This window comes from Vibrio paucivorans (assembly GCF_054053395.1).
On record NZ_CM133231.1, the window covers coordinates 760,675 to 781,118 of the forward strand.

Annotated in this window: 23 protein-coding genes; 12 read left to right on the top strand and 11 right to left on the bottom strand. The window is 46.0% G+C overall.

Annotated features, from left to right (window positions below):
* Positions 1-141 precede the first annotated feature (141 nt).
* Genes phnW through phnX form a run of 3 tightly spaced genes read left to right on the top strand, consistent with a single transcriptional unit; the run spans position 142 to position 3,481 of the window.
* The gene (gene phnW / locus ACXABW_RS18645) at positions 142-1,245 is read left to right on the top strand and encodes a 2-aminoethylphosphonate--pyruvate transaminase (protein ID WP_457526902.1); all 1,104 of its coding nucleotides are present in this window, start codon (positions 142-144) and stop codon (positions 1,243-1,245) included.
* Positions 1,246-1,255: 10 nt separating this feature from the next.
* Positions 1,256-2,647, top strand: a complete 1,392-nt coding sequence (locus tag ACXABW_RS18650) for an aspartate aminotransferase family protein (RefSeq protein ID WP_457526904.1) — start codon at positions 1,256-1,258, stop codon at positions 2,645-2,647.
* A gap of 9 nt (positions 2,648-2,656) precedes the next feature.
* Positions 2,657-3,481 (top strand): phosphonoacetaldehyde hydrolase, encoded by an 825-nt coding sequence (gene phnX, locus ACXABW_RS18655; RefSeq protein WP_457526906.1) that lies wholly within the window; start codon positions 2,657-2,659, stop codon positions 3,479-3,481.
* Between the two features lie 79 nt (positions 3,482-3,560).
* On the opposite strand, the gene ACXABW_RS18660 is transcribed toward phnX, so the two are convergent.
* The 3 genes from ACXABW_RS18660 to ACXABW_RS18670 all read right to left on the bottom strand — a co-directional run bounded on the left by ACXABW_RS18660 (position 3,561) and on the right by ACXABW_RS18670 (position 7,040).
* Positions 3,561-4,550, bottom strand: coding sequence for a succinylglutamate desuccinylase/aspartoacylase family protein (locus tag ACXABW_RS18660; protein ID WP_457526908.1), 990 nt, complete (start codon positions 4,548-4,550; stop codon positions 3,561-3,563).
* Positions 4,551-4,693: 143 nt separating this feature from the next.
* Positions 4,694-6,226, bottom strand: a complete 1,533-nt coding sequence (gene yfcC / locus ACXABW_RS18665; RefSeq protein ID WP_390903535.1) for a putative basic amino acid antiporter YfcC — start codon at positions 6,224-6,226, stop codon at positions 4,694-4,696.
* Between the two features lie 208 nt (positions 6,227-6,434).
* Positions 6,435-7,040: a DUF1294 domain-containing protein gene (locus tag ACXABW_RS18670; protein WP_252031618.1), complete on the bottom strand. Its 606-nt coding sequence runs from the start codon at positions 7,038-7,040 to the stop codon at positions 6,435-6,437.
* A 269-nt stretch (positions 7,041-7,309) separates the two neighbouring features.
* Here ACXABW_RS18670 and ACXABW_RS18675 point away from each other — a divergent pair, with 269 nt between their 5' ends.
* Positions 7,310-7,621: a hypothetical protein gene (locus ACXABW_RS18675; RefSeq protein ID WP_252031619.1), complete on the top strand. Its 312-nt coding sequence runs from the start codon at positions 7,310-7,312 to the stop codon at positions 7,619-7,621.
* A gap of 32 nt (positions 7,622-7,653) precedes the next feature.
* Entirely contained in the window at positions 7,654-8,340 is a 687-nt protein-coding gene (locus tag ACXABW_RS18680) for a helix-turn-helix transcriptional regulator (protein ID WP_457526911.1), read from the top strand.
* 40 nt (positions 8,341-8,380) lie between these two features.
* On the opposite strand, the gene yjjG is transcribed toward ACXABW_RS18680, so the two are convergent.
* Positions 8,381-9,055, bottom strand: coding sequence for a pyrimidine 5'-nucleotidase (gene yjjG / locus ACXABW_RS18685; protein WP_457526913.1), 675 nt, complete (start codon positions 9,053-9,055; stop codon positions 8,381-8,383).
* A gap of 242 nt (positions 9,056-9,297) precedes the next feature.
* Between yjjG and ACXABW_RS18690 the strand changes: the two genes are divergently transcribed.
* From ACXABW_RS18690 to ACXABW_RS18715, 6 genes are all read left to right on the top strand, one after another.
* Entirely contained in the window at positions 9,298-9,462 is a 165-nt protein-coding gene (locus tag ACXABW_RS18690; RefSeq protein WP_265687544.1) for a hypothetical protein, read from the top strand.
* 51 nt (positions 9,463-9,513) lie between these two features.
* Complete coding sequence (gene elbB, locus ACXABW_RS18695) at positions 9,514-10,164, top strand: isoprenoid biosynthesis glyoxalase ElbB (RefSeq protein ID WP_457526915.1); 651 nt, start codon at positions 9,514-9,516, stop codon at positions 10,162-10,164.
* Positions 10,165-10,426: 262 nt separating this feature from the next.
* Positions 10,427-11,575 carry an L-threonine dehydrogenase gene (gene yiaY, locus ACXABW_RS18700; protein ID WP_457526917.1) on the top strand — a complete coding sequence of 383 codons (1,149 nt, stop codon included), beginning with the start codon at positions 10,427-10,429 and terminating at the stop codon, positions 11,573-11,575.
* Between the two features lie 101 nt (positions 11,576-11,676).
* On the top strand, positions 11,677-12,408 hold the full coding sequence (locus ACXABW_RS18705; RefSeq protein WP_252031636.1) for a dienelactone hydrolase family protein: 732 nt from the start codon (positions 11,677-11,679) through the stop codon (positions 12,406-12,408).
* Positions 12,409-12,597: 189 nt separating this feature from the next.
* Positions 12,598-13,008 carry a nuclear transport factor 2 family protein gene (locus ACXABW_RS18710; protein ID WP_457526920.1) on the top strand — a complete coding sequence of 137 codons (411 nt, stop codon included), beginning with the start codon at positions 12,598-12,600 and terminating at the stop codon, positions 13,006-13,008.
* Between the two features lie 172 nt (positions 13,009-13,180).
* Positions 13,181-13,807, top strand: a complete 627-nt coding sequence (locus tag ACXABW_RS18715) for a LysE family translocator (RefSeq protein WP_457526922.1) — start codon at positions 13,181-13,183, stop codon at positions 13,805-13,807.
* Positions 13,808-13,925: 118 nt separating this feature from the next.
* On the opposite strand, the gene secF is transcribed toward ACXABW_RS18715, so the two are convergent.
* The 7 genes from secF to ACXABW_RS18750 form a co-directional block, all read right to left on the bottom strand.
* A complete protein-coding gene (gene secF / locus ACXABW_RS18720; protein WP_265687539.1) occupies positions 13,926-14,828 on the bottom strand; it encodes a protein translocase subunit SecF in 903 nt (300 codons plus the stop codon).
* A 3-nt stretch (positions 14,829-14,831) separates the two neighbouring features.
* Positions 14,832-16,670: a protein translocase subunit SecD gene (gene secD, locus ACXABW_RS18725; protein WP_457526924.1), complete on the bottom strand. Its 1,839-nt coding sequence runs from the start codon at positions 16,668-16,670 to the stop codon at positions 14,832-14,834.
* A gap of 75 nt (positions 16,671-16,745) precedes the next feature.
* Entirely contained in the window at positions 16,746-17,222 is a 477-nt protein-coding gene (locus ACXABW_RS18730; RefSeq protein ID WP_252031651.1) for a hypothetical protein, read from the bottom strand.
* Positions 17,223-17,367: 145 nt separating this feature from the next.
* Positions 17,368-17,811 (bottom strand): hypothetical protein, encoded by a 444-nt coding sequence (locus ACXABW_RS18735; RefSeq protein ID WP_252031653.1) that lies wholly within the window; start codon positions 17,809-17,811, stop codon positions 17,368-17,370.
* 28 nt (positions 17,812-17,839) lie between these two features.
* A complete protein-coding gene (locus ACXABW_RS18740) occupies positions 17,840-18,457 on the bottom strand; it encodes a class I SAM-dependent methyltransferase (RefSeq protein WP_457526926.1) in 618 nt (205 codons plus the stop codon).
* A gap of 61 nt (positions 18,458-18,518) precedes the next feature.
* Positions 18,519-19,022 carry a DUF2867 domain-containing protein gene (locus tag ACXABW_RS18745; RefSeq protein ID WP_457526928.1) on the bottom strand — a complete coding sequence of 168 codons (504 nt, stop codon included), beginning with the start codon at positions 19,020-19,022 and terminating at the stop codon, positions 18,519-18,521.
* Positions 19,023-19,069: 47 nt separating this feature from the next.
* Positions 19,070-19,543: an OsmC family protein gene (locus ACXABW_RS18750; RefSeq protein WP_457526930.1), complete on the bottom strand. Its 474-nt coding sequence runs from the start codon at positions 19,541-19,543 to the stop codon at positions 19,070-19,072.
* Positions 19,544-19,878: 335 nt separating this feature from the next.
* Here ACXABW_RS18750 and ACXABW_RS18755 point away from each other — a divergent pair, with 335 nt between their 5' ends.
* A complete protein-coding gene (locus tag ACXABW_RS18755) occupies positions 19,879-20,418 on the top strand; it encodes a hypothetical protein (protein WP_457526932.1) in 540 nt (179 codons plus the stop codon).
* Positions 20,419-20,444: the final 26 nt, after the last annotated feature.

Sequence of the window (20,444 nt, forward strand, 5' to 3'; positions counted from 1 at the left end):
CCGCAAAATGTTCGGTTAAGATCGATTCATCAGAGCCATATTAAAGTTTTATGAAATTGGTAATCTTGCTATTTACGGGCTCTAAATCCGCTTGCTAAGGTAACCTCAACTTTTGGTATAGTCCAATAATCGAGAACTGAGATGAAAAACGAATATCTACTACTGACACCTGGCCCACTATCTACCACTGAAACTGTACGTGAAGCTATGTTGAAAGACTGGTGTACTTGGGACGATGACTACAACAAAGAGATTGTTGAAGTCATAAGAGCTAAGCTGGTTGCTTTAGCGACAACTTCGTCACAATACTCTTGTGTGCTAATGCAAGGCAGTGGCACTGCATCTGTTGAAGCGACGATTGGCAGTGCTATCGGCCAAGAAGGTAAGTTGCTGGTAGTAGATAATGGCGCTTACGGGGCACGCATCGCCCAAATAGCACAATACCTCAATATTCCGTGCCATGTGGTTTCACCAGGAGAAACATCACAGCCTAACTTGAACGAAGTTGAAGCCGCATTGGCATCGGATCCCGCGATAAGCCATGTCGCCATTGTGCACTGCGAAACAACGACGGGTATGCTAAACCCAATCGAACCGGTTGCTGCTCTTGCCAAGCAATACAATAAGACCGTAATCCTAGATGCTATGTCGAGCTTTGGTGGCATCCCAATGGATATCGCAGACTTAGCGATCGACTTCATGATCAGCTCTGCGAACAAATGTATTCAAGGTGTACCAGGCTTTGGTTTTGTTATCGCGAAACAAAGTGAGCTGGAAAAATGCCAAGGACAGGCTCGCTCTCTTAGCCTAGACCTCTACGACCAATGGCACTGCATGGAAGTCAATCAGGGCAAGTGGCGCTTCACCTCACCAACCCATACTGTGCGCGCTTTTTACCAAGCCTTAATTGAACTGGAGCAGGAAGGAGGCATCGAAGCGCGACACCAACGCTATCGCACCAATCAAACGACCCTTGTACAGGGAATGCGCTCACTCGGGTTTGAACCGCTGCTAAGCGATGAATTGCACTCCCCAATCATCACTTCGTTTTATTCTCCTACTCACAGCGACTACCAGTTTAAAGAGTTCTATGAGCGCTTGAAGCAACAAGGTTTTGTGATTTATCCGGGTAAAGTCTCTAATGCTGATTGCTTCCGTATTGGTAACATCGGCGACGTTTATCCTGAAGATATCGCGTTGTTAATCGTAGCGGTCGAAAAGGCCATGTACTGGAACATTCAATAAGGCCGGAATCATGACTGATACTTTAAATCCGACCCATTTCCGCAGCGAAGGCGACATTAACACTACGCCCGCACGCCAGAAATGGAATGAATCACTGCAGGACCAACGAACTCAGGCTCTACTTAAGCGCGACAGCGACGTGTTCTTGCATCAAGCCATGTCGACACCTTGTTTGGATACGCTTGAGCATGCTGAAGGGATTTTCATTCAAGACAGCACCGGTAAACGCTACATGGACTTTCACGGTAATAACATCCATCAGCTCGGTTATGGGCATCCAGATGTTGTGGCAAAAGTCGCGGAGCAGATGGCATCTTTACCGTTCTCCCCTCGCCGATTCACCAATGAAACCGCGGTGAAATGTGCAGAGAAACTGACTGATATCTGCGGTGGTGAGTTAAACCGAGTGTTGTTTGCTCCCGGCGGCACGTCCGTCGTTGGTATGGCACTGAAGTTGGCTCGTCACGTCACAGGCAACTTTAAGGTCGTCTCTTTATGGGACTCTTTCCACGGGGCATCCCTTGATGCTATTTCGGTTGGCGGAGAAGCCTGTTTCCGTGAAGGAATGGGGCCTTTGATGGCTGGCGTTGAGCGTATTCCACCCGCGGTCAGCTATCGCGGTGCTTTCCCATTACATAACCAAGCGTCTGAAGGTGCCAGCGATGTTCATTACGCCGATTACCTAGAGTATGTGATTGAGAAAGAAGGTGGGATCGGAGCGTTTATCGCTGAAGCCGTACGTAACACCGATGTTCAAGTACCAAGTAAAGCGTACTGGAAACGAATCCGAGAAATCTGCGACAAACACAATGTCATGCTGATTATTGATGACATTCCAAATGGAATGGGCCGCAGCGGCGAATGGTTCACTCATCAAGCTTACGACATTGAGCCAGATATTCTTTGTATCGGCAAAGGCTTTGGTGGTGGCTTAGTACCACTGGCTGCCATGGTCACAAAAGATAAGTACAACACGGCGGCCAACGTATCTCTGGGACACTACACCCATGAAAAGAGCCCGATTGGCTGCGCTGCAGCACTGGCAACCATGGAAGTAATCGAACGCGATAACTTGCTCGATAAAGTGCAGCAAGACAGCGGGTTTGTACGCACAAGTTTGCTCGCTATGAAGGAAAAATACCCGTTAATTGGGGATGTACGTGGCATCGGTTTGCTATGGGGGGTAGAACTCGTCACCGACCCGATTAGCAAGACTCGCGCATTTGAAGAAGCGGAAGCCGTGCTCTACCAATGTCTAAACAACGGATTGAGCTTTAAAGTTTCTCAAGGAAACGTCATTCAGCTTAGCCCACCACTGATCATTACACGCGAAGAATTGACTCGCGCGCTCACGATTTTTGAGCAAGCAATCGCCCACGTATCTCAAGCATTTAATTACTAGGACAACATCATGACTCAAACGACTACTACACCTATTCAAGCTGTTATCTTTGATTGGGCCGGCACTATTGTCGACTTTGGTTCATTTGCGCCAACCAGCATCTTCGTTGAAGCGTTTAAGCAGGGTTTTGACTTCGGCATCACGCTAGATGAAGCGCGTGAACCAATGGGGCTGGGTAAATGGGATCACATTCAGGCGGTCGGCCGTCTACCTAGCGTCGATGCGCGATGGAACAGCCAATTTGGCCGTTCGATGACCAGTGAAGACATCGACACCATTTACGCGGCATTCATGCCGTTACAAAAAGCTAAGGTTGCCGACCACGCAGAACCAATCCTAAATGCCATTGAAGTTGTTAACGACCTTAAGCAGCAAGGCATTAAGATCGGTTCGTGCTCAGGTTATCCACGTGAAGTGATGGATGTTTTAATGCCGGTTGCAGCAGATTACGGCTATCGCCCAGATTGTGTGGTCGCTACAGACGACCTACCTCAAGGCGGTCGCCCAGCTCCTTATATGGCGCTGAAAAATGTTATCGACTTAGCCGTCACCGATGTTAATGCTTGTATTAAGGTCGACGATGCTGCTCCAGGTATCGACGAAGGACACAACGCGGGAATGTGGACAGTTGGTCTACTGCTTTCAGGCAATGAAGCAGGTCTTACTTTTGAACAGTACCAAACAGCAGATAAAGCCACTCTCGACGCTGCTCGTGAAAAAGCGCGCGCTAAGTTGTCGAAGTCGACACCACATTACCTTATCGACACCATTGCCGATTTACCGCAAGTTCTTAAGGACATCGAAAAACGCCTACTCGCTGGTGAGCGCCCATAGCTAAGTTCCTCAGCAAGCATCTGCCAACAAAAAAGCCGAGACTGTGTCTCAGCTTTTTTGTTAGCTATGACGCGAATGGCTACTTAATCAGTCTCACGATCAAAGATCCTGGTGCTCGAAGCGCTTCAACGTTGTGGCTAAGGACCGTGGCGTCACAAGGCGCAAAATACTCTTCTACCCTGTCGCCGAAACTGTCTAACTGAGTAGCTAAGAGTTCGCCCTGACGAACGGTTTGCAGCAACTCGACATGCGCTTCCACAAACCCACCTTGAGTCGCTTTAACACTGACAATATCTCGACCTTCTACACACGGTTTTAAATTGCTCGGTTCTCCGCTAATGACGTGGTGCGCAGTGAGAATATTCATCACACCATCAACTGTACGAGCTATCAAAGCAGCATCCGTGTAACGACCGGCCCCCACTTCAACAGTAATACTCGGCACACCATGTTCGTTCCAAGTGGTTTCTAACACCCCAGTTTCACCTGGATCGTCTAAAATTGCATCCGGGTTAAGTAAGCGCGCCATCTCTTTCGCCTCACTGACTCGGTAATCAGCAAAGACATACAGCGGGTATGTGGTGCCTGTAGTTTGAGTGTGAAGGTCTATGGCTAAATCCGCATTCGGCAGCAGCAGTTTCGACCAGAGAGTATGAATATATCGCTCTACTTCGTTCCCTTCAGCTTTACCAGGGAAAAAACGGTTCATGTTTGATGGTGATGTATCTGGATCAACAGGGTAAAAGTTTCGGCTATGATGCAAAATTCCTGTTGGGTTCAGAGTCGGCACTATGGTCACACACCCAGCCAACTCTTGGTCCACCAATCGATTGGCTATTTTCAAAGCCGAAACCACACCACTCTGTTCGTCACCGTGTACTCCAGAAGTAATCACCACTCTTTTTCCAGGCTTTTCACCCTTAAATACGCGTACGGGTAACATTTGCCATTGGCCAAGCGCGTTAGTCGCAACGGCAAAATTAAATTTATGTTCGCCACTGGTTAAGGTATTCACATCCAGAGAATCAATTAGGGGCAGTGTTGAGTTTGTATGCGTCAGTCTATTCATTGTTCTTCTTTCTCAATCAATACAGGCCAAAATCAACTAGTGGCCTGATTGGCAAACAAAAACGAGCCCAAAATTGGGCTCGTACTTGGCTTTTCGATGAGAGTATACCCAACGAAAGCAATCTTTCTCAGATATTCATCAGGTTATGCAAAACCGGTTACATGTGCGCCGATCACTACCGCACTCGACAGCACGAACAGCAATCCAATGAATCGACCACAGAACTTAATCCATACACCCCAATCAATGCGACACACACCTAATGTTGCCATCAAAGACGCAGAGGTTGGGACCACAATGTTGGTAAAGCCATCACCCAATTGGAAAGCAAGAACGGCAACCTGACGGCTAACGCCTGCGATATCTGCAAGTGGTGCTAACAGAGGCATAGTTAGTGCAGCTTGGCCAGAACCTGAAGTGACGAAGAAATTGAATACCGATTGGAAAACGTACATCAGCCATGCAGCCATCACATCAGGCAAGCCGCTAATAAAGCCACCAGCGCTGTTGAGGATGCTGTTAAGTACGCTTGCTTCACCGCTAGCACCGCCGCCGAGGATCAAAAGTACCCCCTTCGCACAACCCACAAGTAGAGCTGGCGCTAACATCATGCCAGCTCCTTCTTTAAACGCATCTGCCGCATCGTTTAACGTCATGCCGTTAAGACGGAAAACTGCACCGATAATCGCAACGATAAAGCCCATAGTGAAGAACTGTGAAGCAATTTCCGGGATGTACCACGCATGCGCAACTACCCCGTAGATAACCCAAATGGTGGTTGCAAACACCGTCAGCATGACGAGTGTGTCACCTAGTGTCCATTGCTTAACTTGCTCGTCGGCAGTGTCTTCTTGTGCTCTAAAGTGGGCATCGGTGTTGTAAGTTAGAGATGAGTGTGGATTCGCTTTGATTCTCGCCGCATACGTCATCGTAAAAATAATGCCGACAAGAGTGAAACCTACCCACATAACAATACGAAAACTCATGCCAGAAAGCACTGGGATACCCGCGATGCCTTGGGCAATCGCAACAGAGAATGGATTCATCCAAGATGCAGCAAAACCGATCTGGGTGGCAACGTAGGTCACCATGACCGTTGTAATGCTGTCGTAGCCTAACCGTACCATTAGCGGAGCAATGATGATGGCAAACGCCACCGCCTCTTCACCCATACCAAACACAGCACCACCAAGAGAGAACAGAGCGAAAAGAACAGGTACAAAGAGTGCTTCACTGCCCTTGGTTCGATTGATCAAGTGCAAGATACCGCTGTCGATACTGCCCGTACGAATTACCACACCAAATGAGCCGCCAATAAGAAGCATGAACATGATGACGCCAATCGCACTGCCCCATTTAGAACCAGAAACTAGCCCCTCAAACGGAAAGTTCATTAGGCCAATACCGCCACCTGATGAGAAGAACCCAACAGTGTTGTACACCAATTCACCAGCCTCATCGGTTGCATACGCAAACGAAGCAGGGTCGATAACAGTACGTGTTTTTTCCACCCCATCGGCTAGATAAGTGACATCTTGGCTATCAAAGGTACCGGCAGGAATAAAATAGGTAAGAATAGTGGCAAGGATACCAATAAAGAAAATAAGAATTAGGGTATCGGGCATTTGCCAATTTTTGGCTTTCTCTACCCCTGAGATTGGTTGAGTTTGTTCCATGATTTTTATTTATATTCACTAAAAGTGAATAAATTATCACAACCATTTTTGGTTAATTCAACTAAAAATTCACACCAGAACGAACTTTAACTCCTACAAAATAAATAATTAAAGTATTAATTACCAACTTTATACATTTTTGCAGCATTGAAATTCACTAAAATTAATAGTTCAGTCCATCCAATATTCCATACATATGAATCACTGATTAATAAAAGTGGCTAAAAGCGATCGCCTTTTGAATAAACACCTGCAGTTCCAATTCGCCTTGCGGTGTTAGCGTCCAACAAAACAGTAAAAAATTAATTAGCAGCGTAAGCCAGAAAATAAACATAAAAACCGGCACTCGGCTTTTATGCTGCAAGATAGATTGAGCAAGAATAGCACCCGGCCATCCTCCCATTACGGAAATCACGTGTAGCAGCGTCTCAGGGACTCGCCATCCCCCAGTCGCTTCTGCCGTTTTATCATAACCATACAGTGAATAAGTTACTGCACTCGCCATGAGATAATAAAGAAGTATGATCACTGGGTAGTCGAACAACCAAACGCTAGAAACCATGATGGTGCTAAACCAAATCACAATCGCCATAGAAAAATTAAATACAATTGGTCGCTCAACCTTAACCGCTCTCAGTCCACCGGAAGAATCTTTGGCGAGGGAAAATTGGACTCGCTCATTTATTCTCGGCCGCTGAGCACGACCCGAAACATCGGTGATGTGGAAGAAAATACGTGTTGCTTGGTTCTCAACAGTAATAAAGCCGTACCCTTTCAGGTCATTCCATTCAGCGACTTTTCCTACGATTGCCATGGTGTCGTCCTTTATTCAGCCAATTAAGTAGCTGAATCCTCTAGCCAAATTTGTCGTCGTCTTCGTAATACACTCGTTATTCGATTCGAGTGCGATCACTTCTCGCCTTAAAAGTGTAGTTGCATATAAAACGAAAGGCATGCAATCGGTCACATTTTAATCAATACAATTGCATATGAAGAGATAATAAATTCTGCACTACTGACAAGAACTGACACTCCCTTTGGTTAGTCTTATTTCGAACTCAACAACACAGAAAGGAGAACGTCATGAGTCAAATCGTTGAAATGGTAAAGTTTTCACTACTCGATACAGCGAATGAGCAAGAATTCATTACTGCGGCGGAGCGCAGCCAACAGTTTGTGAAAAGTCTGCCGGGCTTTTTATACCGCTCACTTAGCCATAATGAAGAAACCAACGTTTGGACTGACACTGTATATTGGCAATCAATGGAAGAAGCAAAATCGGCTGGCGAGCAGTTTATGGCGTGCGAAGATTGCCAACCACTGATGTCACTAATCAACCCAGAGTCGGTAGATATGACACACCAAGTCATTAAAATGAATTCATGTGAAGGCTAGGAATACGCTGCTAGTCGCCTAGAGGGATTGATATGAGCAAATCAGAGCGGTTGTTTGAACTTCTGACATTACTACGAGCCAAGCGCTACGCTGTCACAGCAGCAGAGTTGGCTAGCGTAATGGAAGTCAGTGAACGAACCATCTATCGTGATATTCAATCCCTGCTCAACTCCGGTGTCCCTATTCAAGGGGAAGCCGGAGTTGGCTATATGCTCCAAGCGGGCTCTCACCTGCCGCCACTTATGTTTACCGAGAAAGAGATGATGGCCCTTGAACTTGGCATGCGTATGGTTCGAGCTTGGTCAGATGAAGAACTTGCAAAAGCATCACAAAGCGCGTCGACAAAAATACAATCCGTATTGCCAGACAAACTGAAACAGCAAATCGAATCGTTTCCTATTATTGTGCCCGACTACCACATTCAGTCCGACACCGCGAAGCGAGGCCAGCTTTTACGGCATGCAACAGACATGCAGCACAAAGTGTCGGTTCATTATATTGCAGAGAATGGCTCGATGACCGAACGCATCTTGCAGCCATTAGGGCAAATTTTCTGGGGAAAAAACTGGACGCTGGTTGCGTGGTGCGAGTTAAGAGATGAATACCGCCATTTCCGTCTCGATCGAATTCAGAAATTAGCGGTATTAGAAGAAGCGTTTAGCCTATCGGAAACAAAGTCGTTACCACACTACATTTCGTTGTATAAACCGCCAGAATAACGGTCTAGACGTTTCTAGAACGTGCAATAACGACATATGTTTATGCCGTTAAGATGTTTTGTAGCTCAGTCAGCGAGATCACCGTGTAATGAGGTTCAATACCCTCAACTTCGCTAGCTCCGGTAGTGTTAAGCCAACACGTCTCGATACCAAAGTTTAGGCCGCCGAGAATATCAGAATGCGGGTTATCGCCAACCATCAGGACTTTCGATTTACACGGGTTACCCATTCTTTCCAGCGCGTGAGCGAAGATACCGAGATCCGGCTTCGCAATGCCAACTTCTTCTGAAATCACAACATGATCAAAATAATCTGTCATACCGGTGCGCTCTAAGCGAATCGCCTGTAGCTCAGTAAATCCATTGGTGATGATGCCCATCTTCGCTTTTCCAGACAGCGACTCCATTAACTCTTTGGCTCCAGGCAATAAAGTACAGATGTCCGCCATGGCTTCTAGAAACGCAGAATTAAGCTCAGCGGTTGTTGTATCGAGCTTCTTAGCCCAAGCATCGAAACGCGTGTGCTTTAATTGCTCTGCGGTGATCACACCATCTTGATAATCGGCCCAAAGCGGTTTGTTTACTTCTTGGTAAACAGCAAAATCTTGCTCGGTGAAATCTACCCCTTTGCGTGAGAACATCAGCTGCATACCTTTGAAAGCATCAAAATGAAACAAGGTTTCGTCAGCATCAAATAGAATCCAATCGTACTTCATGATTACTCCTTTTAAGACCGAGCTAGTGTACTCCTTTTCCCTCATCAAGAAAGCACAATTTTGCTTTATAACTTGGCTTCGATTCATCAATTTCACGGGTAGGTTATTGTCTGTGAACCGTGACCTTCAGCTCAACTTGAGAATATGAAATCAATTTAGTTTCGTTCAATGAGCAAGCTCAACTTTTCTACAGCAACAACTGGTTATAAAGAGGTGGAATCCGTCCGAGCAGTGGTGATGTTATGAAACGATTTTTTCCATCCAGCGTGATGCTCACGCCTTTCCTCGTCAAATACTATGACGAGACAAACGACGACCAACCAGCAGCCGAAAACGAACAAACACAACAAGAATCGCTGGTTAATCCCGAACAAAAGGACGCTACGCTAGAACAAGAATTGTCCTAAAATCAGCAATAACTCAATAAATACAATAACGTCAGAAAAAAGGAAGAAATAATGAAGAAAATTGCGGTGATCCTCAGTGGCTCAGGGGTATTTGATGGTGCTGAAATTCACGAGTCTGTGCTGGCATTGCATGCGGTAGAAAAAAATGGTGCGAGCTGGCACTGTTTTGCGCCAGACATTGACCAACTGCACGTGATTAACCATAAGACAGGCGAAGAGATGGCCGAAAGCCGTAATGTACTGGTTGAAGCGGCGCGAATCGCGCGTGGCAACATTGAAGACGTCGCGACGCTTAACGCAGACGACTTTGATGCGCTACTCGTTCCTGGAGGGTTTGGTGCGGCGAAAAACTTAACCGACTTTGCGGTCAATGGCGCCGAATGCAGTATCAATACTCACGTCGCATCAGCTTGCCGAGCGTTCGCTCAAGCTCGCAAGCCAGCAGGTTATTTATGCATTGCTCCTGCTATTATCCCTATGATTTACGGTGACAATGTACAAGGCACTATTGGCAACGATCAAGCAACCGCTGCAGCCTTTAATCAGTTAGGGGGAAATCATATTGATTGCCCTGTAGATGATTACATTTTCGATGAGAATCATCTGGTTCTTTCTACTCCTGCTTACATGCTGGCGGGGAATATTTCTGACGCGGCGGCTGGAATAGAGAAACTCGTCAACAAGTTGATTTCGCTGTCGTAACCTTGCGATACAATCCAAGTCACTCCCAAAGCGCGATACTCAGTCGCGCTTTTTTACGTTATCTGTTGAGCAAACGATACCGTTAACTTATTAAATTTATTGATAATTTTTACAGCTATGTAGCAAGAAGATCCAATTCACATTTATCTATAGAAAGCTCCGACCAGTGCTCCTGTGATTGTTTTAGATCAAATAATACCTACTAAGGGTTATGCCAACCTGTTTGCAGTTTAAAATAATCAACTTACAACGGAATAGATCTATGACAACTGCATTTTTCATCCCAACCGTAAACTTCATGGGTGCTGGCTGTTTAAAGGACGCCGCAGACAGTATTCAGTCTCAAGGTTTCAAGAAAGGCCTAATCGTTACCGACTCTGTGTTGAATCAGATCGGCGTAGTAAAGCAAGTTCAAGCGCTTCTTAGTGAGCGTGATGTTGAAACAGTAGTGTTTGATGGCACCCAACCTAACCCAACTATCGGCAACGTAAACGCGGGCCTGGAACTATTAGCAGACAACGATTGTGACTTCGTTATATCTCTTGGTGGTGGCTCTCCGCACGATTGTGCAAAAGGCATTGCTCTTGTTGCTGCTAACGGAGGAAAAATCGCTGATTACGAAGGTGTCGACCAATCAGCAAAACCAATGCTGCCTCTTATTGCTATCAATACGACAGCAGGCACGGCTTCAGAAATGACGCGTTTCTGCATCATTACTGACGAAGAGCGCCACATTAAAATGGCCATTGTAGATAAACACACCACTCCACTGATTTCAGTGAATGACCCAGAGTTAATGCTGGCAAAACCTGCTTCATTAACGGCTGCAACAGGTATGGATGCATTGACTCACGCGGTAGAAGCTTACGTCTCTATCGCTGCGACTCCGATTACCGACGCTGTTGCGATTAAAGCGATAGAGCTTATCCAAGCCCATCTACGTACTGCCGTTGATAACGGCGAAGACATCGAAGCACGCGAGCAGATGGCCTACGCTCAGTTCATGGCAGGCATGGCATTTAACAACGCTTCCCTAGGTTACGTACACGCAATGGCTCACCAATTAGGCGGTTTCTACGACCTTCCTCACGGTGTGTGCAATGCTGTTCTACTACCACACGTTCAGCGTTACAACGCACAAGTATGCCCTGAGCGTCTACGTGACGTTGCAAATGCCATGGGTGTCGATGTAGAGAACATGAACGCAGAGCAAGGGGCAGAAGCGGCGCTAGAAGCCATCATGCAACTGTCGAAAGATGTAGGCATTCCTGCTGGCCTTAAAGAGCTGGGAGCAAAAGCAGAAGACATTTCAATCTTGGCTGACAATGCTCTAAAAGACGCATGTGGATTTACTAACCCTAAACAGGCGACGCACGAAGAAATCTCTGCAATTTTCTCTGCTGCAATGTAATTTCTGACTCACCACTGGCCCCACTTGAATTCGTGGGGCTTTTTTGATCTTCAAACCTCCTAAAACCGTACTAGACTTTCAATGTCTAAAAAGGAGGTTCTATGAAATTCTTGTTAACGTTATCTTTTTCCCTGTTTGCGGGCTTAGCCATCGCCGGGCAAGACACTACCTACTCCGTTGGCGATCTAGAGTATGAAGGTTACTGGTCAAAAGTCAGTGATGATGCACCATTAGTCGTTCTTGTTCATGACTGGGATGGCCTCACCGACTACGAGAAAAAGCGAGCTCAAATGCTCAATGACCTAGGCTACAACGTATTCGCCGCCGACCTGTTTGGGAAAGGAATTCGCCCTACTGAAGTAAAAGACAAAAAGCAGCACACTGGCGAACTGTACAAAGACAGAGACAAGCTACGAACGTTGATGCAAGCAAGTGTTGACCATGCTGCAAGCCTCGGAGGCAACAAGAGCAATCTTGTTGTTATGGGTTACTGTTTTGGTGGAGCCGCTGTGCTGGAATCGGCGAGAGCAGGAATGGATGCAAAAGGTTTCGTGACCTTCCATGGTGGGCTAAAAACACCAGAAGGACAGTCGTACTCTGACACACAAACTCCTATTTTGGTACTGCATGGCACAGCAGACACCGCCATCCCAATGGAGCAATTCGCTCAGTTAGCGGTTGAGTTGGAAGCTGCCAATGTCCCACATGAAATGATCACTTATAGCGGAGCACCGCATGCGTTCACCGTGTTTGGTTCATCACGCTACCAAGAGGAAGCTGACCGTAAGTCATGGAATGCATTTACTGATTTCTTAACCCAATATACACAGTAACCCCACTTTCTAGGCCGAAATTGCACGAAAAGGCAGGGAATCCCCCTGCCTTTTGTTCGGTTCCTGTCATATCTATACTCTCACGTGTAAAAACACTTGCTAGTTCGCCTGCTCCCAAGGTAAAACAATACTTTCTGAGTATGAATGCACTTAGCGTTCATCACTGCCAATGAGTTTAGGGAGCCGAACATGAAAACACTTATCGATCAAGAAGTCGCATTACATCATTACGACGTTCGTCAAGATCGCTCTATGGTTTCGCGTTTGCTGCACCCTGATTTCAAAGAAGTCGGTGAATCTGGCAATAGCTATGATTTCACCAGCATCAATGAGTTAATGAAAACTGAGAAACCATCTCGCGGTTTTCTGCACTCTCAAGACTATGAATGTGTAGTACTGGGCACCAATACACAAATGCTTCTGTACAAGACGGCTTGGAACGACGGACTAGGACACGTTCGTCACTATGCTAAGCGCTCTTCAATCTGGGTCTTCAACGGCTCACACTGGCAAATGCAATATCATCAAGGCACGGCTTGTTCACCATTCAAACTTGCAGAGAACATCTCCGCTCGCCGAAACGAACTATCGCCTGCGTAATGACTTCTTAAATACCGTGACTTTTTAAACATAACGACCTCTCAAACACGGTAACATCGCCACCAACCATTTGATGGGCGAGTCAAAAGCCCATTCGTTAGAATCTCATCCTTAAGACTTGAATCTCTGCCTGTGCGCCCAAACTCCTTATGAAAGGACACAAGGAGCACATATGGAATATCTCTACGCCGTCGTACTATTCGCCGTTTCTTCCTCCGTTACGCCGGGGCCAAACAACATTATGGTGATGACTTCCGGAGTCAACTTTGGTGTAAGGCGCACATTGCCACTGTTGGCGGGTATTTGTGTTGGTTTCACAGTGATGCTTTTGGTGGTGGGCTTTGGGTTCGGACAACTGTTTCAAGTGTTCCCCGCCTTACATTTCATCATTAAATGTTTAGGGACGGGTTACTTGCTGTATCTTGCATGGTTGATTGCTAAAGCAGGCAGCATCTCAAACAGCAAACAACAGGCAAAACCGTTAACCTTTATGAAAGGCGCTTTATTTCAATGGGTGAATGGTAAGGCATGGGTTGTGGCAACAGGAGCGATTGCGGCGTTTACCACATCTGGTGCTGGCTTCTACACGCAAAATCTAATTATCGCCGTGACGTTTTTTATTGCATCTTTTCCAGCTGTCGGGCTGTGGCTATTTTTCGGCACGCTGCTAAAGAGATGGCTCACCAAAGACAGCCATCGCCGATGGTTTAATTACTCAATGTCGGCTTTATTAATCGTATCCGTTTTACCCGTTATCAAAGAGATCTTTATCCAGTCCCCAACTTTCCTGTCGATTTAATTTACAATGTAAACACATTTACTATCAAGTAGTTAAAGGAACGCCCGAGAATCTATTTACAAGGAACTGTTGCGTTAGTAGTTTACTCGGGCGTTATTTTATTGCTGGTTTGAATGTTTTATGGTGCGGTATCCACCTCTACAGGTAAATAATGTTTAGGCTCTAGCTTTAACCACTCAGGTAATACCGTACCAATCGAAATCGAAGACCACGTACCCGACAAAATACCTATGAACATCGCTGTCGCGAAGCCTTGTAGAGCGCTGCCTCCCATAATCCAAAGTGCCGCTACCGTGATCAAGGTGGTACCGGATGTCACCATGGTACGAGAGAAAGTCGCAATCACCGCCTGATCGTTGATGTCTGGCGTTGGTGTGGTTTGCTTGGCTACCAACAGTTCACGAATACGGTCCGCAATGATAATCGAGTCATTGAGCGAGTAGCCCAGAATCGCTAGTATCGCGGCGAATACCGTTAAGTTGAACTCCATTTGAGTGGCTGCGAAAAAGCCAAGAACCAGCACTACATCGTGTAGTAGAGCCAACAATGAGCCACTTGCTAAACGCCATTCAAAACGGAAACAAAGATAACCAAGAATAGTCAGCATAGAGATAAGCAGCGCCAAACCACCTTGATCAACAAGATCGTCCCCCACTTGTGAGCCCACCATGCTATTACTCACGATATCTACGTTATGTGAAATCGTTTCTAACGACGCTTTGATGTCTGGTGTCTCTTGGCCTTGCTCTGGAATTGAGTAGCGAATCACCCAACGCCCTTCTTCTCCAGAATGCGTGACGCCTGCTGACTCACCAAGCTCTGGCGACAATGCTTTCAATAGATCTTTGTTTGTTAGGCTTGAATCCACTTTCACTTCGGTCACCATACCGCCAGTGAAGTCTAAGCCCATGTTCAAGCCTTTGAAACCCAGTGCCACCAGTGAAATTACCATCAATGCAACAGACACGTAGCTGGTTAGGTAACGAATCTTACGAATGTTTTTCTTTAATGTATTAACCATGATTTAAACCCTTACATCGCGACGACTATCTCGTCCCCAAACCGCATTGATGATGGCACGTGAAGCAAACACACCGGTAAACATACTGGTCAACAGACCAAGTCCTAGAGTGAGTGCAAAGCCTTGAATTGGACCGTTACCGATCGAATACAGGATCACGGCGGTTATCATGGTTGTAATGTTGGCATCTAGAATCGTACTGATCGCACTGCTAAAGCCAAGATCAATTGACTGGGCAAACGTGCGGCCCTCAGCCAGTTTGTCGCGAATACGTTCAAATATCAGTACGTTGGTATCAACAGCCATACCAACAGTCAGAACTAGGCCCGCGATACCAGGCAGGGTTAAAACAGCGCCCGGGAGCAACGCAATCAAGCCAAGTAAACAGGTCATATTAGCCAGCAAAGCCACATTGGCAACCCAGCCTAAACGGCGATACCACAGGGCCATAAAGGTAAGCGTTAGCCCCATCCCCAATGCCAGCGCAGCGAAGCCATTTTGAATGTTTTCAGCTCCTAGAGAAGCGCCAATCGTGCGTTCCTCTACAATGGTGACTGGTGCGGTCAGTGAGCCAGCACGCAACAATAGCGCAAGCTGCTGAGCTTCATCCATAGAGCCTGCTCCAGTGATACGGAACTGGCTACCAAGTTGAGATTGAATGGTCGCAACTGAGATAACTTTTTCGCTACGTTCCGTTTCGCCTCTCGCGTTGGTTGTATACTCACGATATACGGTCGCCATCGGCTTACCGATATGCTTACCAGAGAAGTCACTCATTAGCTTGCCACCTGCGTGGTCAAGAGAGATATTCACTTCCGAGAAGCCCATTTTGTCTACGCCAGCACGAGCATTGACGATGTGCTCACCAGTTAGCACCGGACGACGTGTCAACACAACGTTTTGACCGTTGTTATCCTTTAGCACCATATCGGCGCCAGACATGCCCTCAGATTCCATTTTCGCTTCGTGGAACGCAAGACTTGCCGTTGCACCAATCACGTTCTTTGCTTGCGATGGGTCTTGCACCCCAGGTAACTCAATGCGGATACTGTGCTCACCCTGACGCTGCACGAGTGCCTCAGTGATACCAAGTTCTTCAATACGGCCACGCATAATCTTCAAGTTTTGCTGAAGGGTGATTGACTGAAACTCGGATTTATTTTGTGGTGAAGGCTGAATCGTTAGACTATCGGAGTGACGCTTTACGTCCCAACCAGCGTAATTGGATTTAATGAAGGTCGACGCCGCAGACAATGCTTCTGGGCTTTTACTTGATAGCTCAAAGCCATCCACGCCTACTTTATTGAATTTCACACCGCGAATACGATCTTGGCGAAGCGCATCACGTACTTCATCGACGATGGTATTACGCTGCTCTTCAAACGCTTTGTCTACATCAACATTAAGCAAGAACTGTACGCCGCCACGTAAATCTAAGCCGAGTTTAATCGGATTGAAGCCAAAATCAGTAAACCATTTAGGTGCTACAGAAACATAGGAGAATGTGATGCTGTCGCCTTCACGAATTAGCTCATCCAGCGCTTCACGAGCTTTGGTTTGTGACGACTCACTGTCGAACACCAATGTCATTTTGTCACCCGTTTGAGTGATTTCTTCAACATCAATATTTTGGTGTTCCAAGTATCGATTAAGCTCTACAACTGAGTTTAAAGATGGGTTGCTGGCAGTCGTCAACTGGATAGATGGCTGCTCACCATACCATGTTGGAATGGCGCTCAATGCCAAAATGATCAGCGTAGTCACAAGCACCACGTACTTCCACGCAGGGTAATGGTTCATAAGGCGATTCGACTTCGCTTTACGAGTAGAATGATTCTTCATATGTGTGTCTTCCCTCGATCACGAGACCGAGTTACAAAATTAATTTAATTGTGTTGTGTGTTATGGGAAGAACGACTAAAACTGGCTGTTGAGCGCTACGTAGAGAGCATTGCTCTCTTTCCAACCGGAGATGCGGTGATCGGAAGAAAAGACATCACCTGCCCAGAAGTCAATTTCATACTGAGCAAGTTGGTAGAGCTTATGTGGGGGTAGATGAGCGTTAAACTGCTCGAAGTCCGCTCCTGACTGCGTATCGTTGCTCTCTGAATTACGCGAAGAGTATGACCAACGATTGGCGTTAATAATGCCAACAGCTCCAACATCAATATTCGATTCTGATACAGGAACCGAGCCTGTGCTGACTTCATCTTGCCCTTCTAGCTCAATGAATATCTGCTCTACATTTAATGAGGAGTAAGCGGGTAAATACTTGTAGCTAGACAGTCTGTTACCGGCATCTGCTTCACTTTGTGCTAAATACGCGAACGCTTGCGACGGTAAGAGTGTCGCAAGTAGGGTAAACCATACGTATTTAAAAAAGCGAAGATGCATGAGCCGTAATAATAGAGTGACTGTTCTATTCTGGATAGTATGCCTGTTCACTGCGAGCAGCAACTAAAAAAAACTAAAACCGATTTTAAGCAAGCGTAATCTAACATTGCACTTTTACGCTTGGGTTATTTCTGCGGAAAATACGCTAATCAGGCCTCACTGGGGCCAATTTGAGGTAAGAATGCAGTTCGCCATTCTTATATTCTATGGCGGAGTAGATTCGCGGCGCTTTTCGGCCTACGACGTGGAACTCGTAGCGGTTTTCTCCTTTGGTGATCGACACTTTCAACATGCCATCCACCAAGCTCCATGTCCCTTGAGTATGAAGGCGGTCAAACAGCTTATGTTCATTCAGCGACCCATCCTGATTAAACACAAGTTCAGTGATGTAGCCCTCGGTACAGGTCTTTATCCAATGTGATTCTAGAACTTGCTGTTTGGTTATCTCTGCTTTTTCAGCTAACCACTGTTGGTATTCGGTGGTATTGGCGGCTTCTGGGTCGATTCCATCCACCTCAACGGCTGGCGCACCATATTGCTCACGAAAAAAGAGTTGTAAGAACACTTGTTGTTTGGTCGTTGGCTGCATGTTGTACCAATTCCTTCAGCGATATAAATTATGGTTTGATTAACAGAACCCCAATGCGACCTTTATCTCGCATTCCGTCAGGTTCGTTTACCCATACCCACTCTACCACTCGAAAGCCTATTTGCTGGCATATCTCAATGAACTGTGGAATCGGGTACGCATCGTAATAAAACTCTACTTCAAACATATAGTCGGTAAAAGGCGGAATATCGACCTCACTCCCCCCGCTAGACAAAATACATGCCCCGCCACTGCGCAAAGATTGGTAAACCGATTCCAGTAACCGCTTTTGCTCCACTCTTGGCAGATGGAAAAGTGAATCCCACAGCACGACACCATCATAAGTTTGATCAATTTCATACTCTTCTAGCTCGCTTAGCACCCATTGTTGATTAGGTAAACGTTCTTTAGCCATAGCCAACAGCTTCTTGGAGCGATCGACACCCACCAACGTGTGACCCAATCCAGCCAAAAACTCGCCAATAGGTGTGGTATGACCACAGCCCAAATCTAGAATTTTGCTGGGTTCATCAAACAGCCCAACGAACTGTTTAAACAGCTCCATATCTTTAGCAGGAAGCTGAGTACGAACCTCCAACCATTGTTGAGAGATACGATCATATTCCGCCTTCAATGGCTCAGTCATATTCCTTTCCTATTCTTCACGTATAGTACCTAAAGCTCCAAAGGCACCAGTGGGTCAGCTGTTATTTTAGTAGTATCGGTAGTTGGTTCATCGAGCTCGGAACGATAATTTTGTGCATTGGAGCAACAAAGAGCATGTACACCTTACCAAGCATGTTGTGAACATGAACCACCGTACTGGCATAGACTTTCGCGCGATCGCCATCGGGTTCGAGATAGAAAGACACCTTAACATCCAAATGCTTATCTCTGTCTTCCAGAACAATTTCCTTTTCCGAGATAGAGTAGATCGTGAAAACCCCCAGCCTATCGCCTACTCGGTAATCTAGATGTGGCTTGTTAAAGTCGATATCGGCCATTTTGCCAAGATTTTTAAGGCCAAAGTAGCCCACGATGTGGTTTCTCAACGCCATCAATCGATTTACCCAGCTGGGCGTTTGCTGAACCAGCATAAAGTACACATCCAGTACCGACTCATTTGAATAGCGAACATCACGAGAAAAGCTATCAAAAAAATAAGCATCGTGGGTATATGTCGCTAGCACAGATTGGGGTGGAAAGTTCATCTCTATCTCCTTGAGTGACTTCCTAAAGAGGGGGATATAAACGCAGCCTACTCAGGCCAAATAATTTCCGTAGTAACTCGTGTTTTCACCGAGTTAGCAATGAAGCAATTCTGATGAGCAACGTGGTGTAATTTCTCTAATTGAGAATGCGTCGGCTGCTTGTCACCAGAGAATTTAATTTTCGGTCGTAAAGTCACTTCGGTTATAGAGGAGTAGCCGTTTTTATCTTCCTCCAATAAGCCTACCGCTTCATCGATATACTCTTCAATGACATACTTTCGTTTAGCGGCAACCGACAAAAAGACCAACATATGGCAACTGGACAACGCGGCGATAAACGCCTCTTCCGGATCAACGTTTTCTTCTATTGAGTATGGCAGTGGAACCACATGAGGAGACGGCGAAGCCTGGACAGTTGCGCCTCCATCAAACTCCCACTGATGGGCGCGATTATAATCGCCATCACTAAACACTTCATTTGGGTGCTTGAACCACTTAATCACTGCTGAGTGTTGAGACATGTTTTTCCCTCAATTCAAAACCTTATTTATTGCACACTTAGGCGATGGACTCAAAGTGTTCAAGTCTGAGTTTTCGCTTAAAATTCATCGACTCACCAGAAAATCCACTTACGTTTTTTTCCCCTGCATAATGGTGTGAAGTCTCTCGAAGAACATTTTGAAACTCAGTGCGAATAGGATTCGAATGAAAAATAATAACTCGCCTTTGCATTTTCAAGAGCAATACTTTTAGCCCTTACTATCGGACCAAGTCCCAATTGAGACTTCACTCCTATCAAACAAGAATGCTCAGCATTAGGCCTTTTTTATTACTCTACTCTTTGGATGGAACCATCATGTTAAGAAGCCTTATTACTCTCAGTTCTGCATTCGTCCTCGCAGGTTGTGCTACCGAGCCCTTTGGACAACTTTCCCAACAATATACTCCGACCAATATGCCGACAGTAGCGATGAAAGTGTTCCCGAATAACTTTCAGCTTGGGGTTTATAGTGGATATGAAAAGGACGGTCATTTTGTCCCAGAAAAATTGATTTACGATGACCAACCAAATGGTGATTTTGGCGTGTTTGAAGCACAACCTGGGCAACTCGTCGCAATCCTTGATGTAAAACCAGCCACCAGTAAAGGCGAACGTGAAAAGTTCTCAATATGTTATCAAGGCGGGAATGTGTTGGCATTTACGATTCCAGAACAGAGTGAAGCGAACACTTACTATACCGCTAATTTCCACTACCGATATGGGTCTGGGAAACTATCGTCTAAGGTATATGACGACTATCAAATGTCTAAACCAGAGCTAGAAACTCAGTACCCAACGCTTGGAGAACTGGTTAAGCTTGAACCTAAAACTCTCGCGGTTGAAGAAGGTTGTTAGATCAAACCTTCAAAATCAAGTACTGG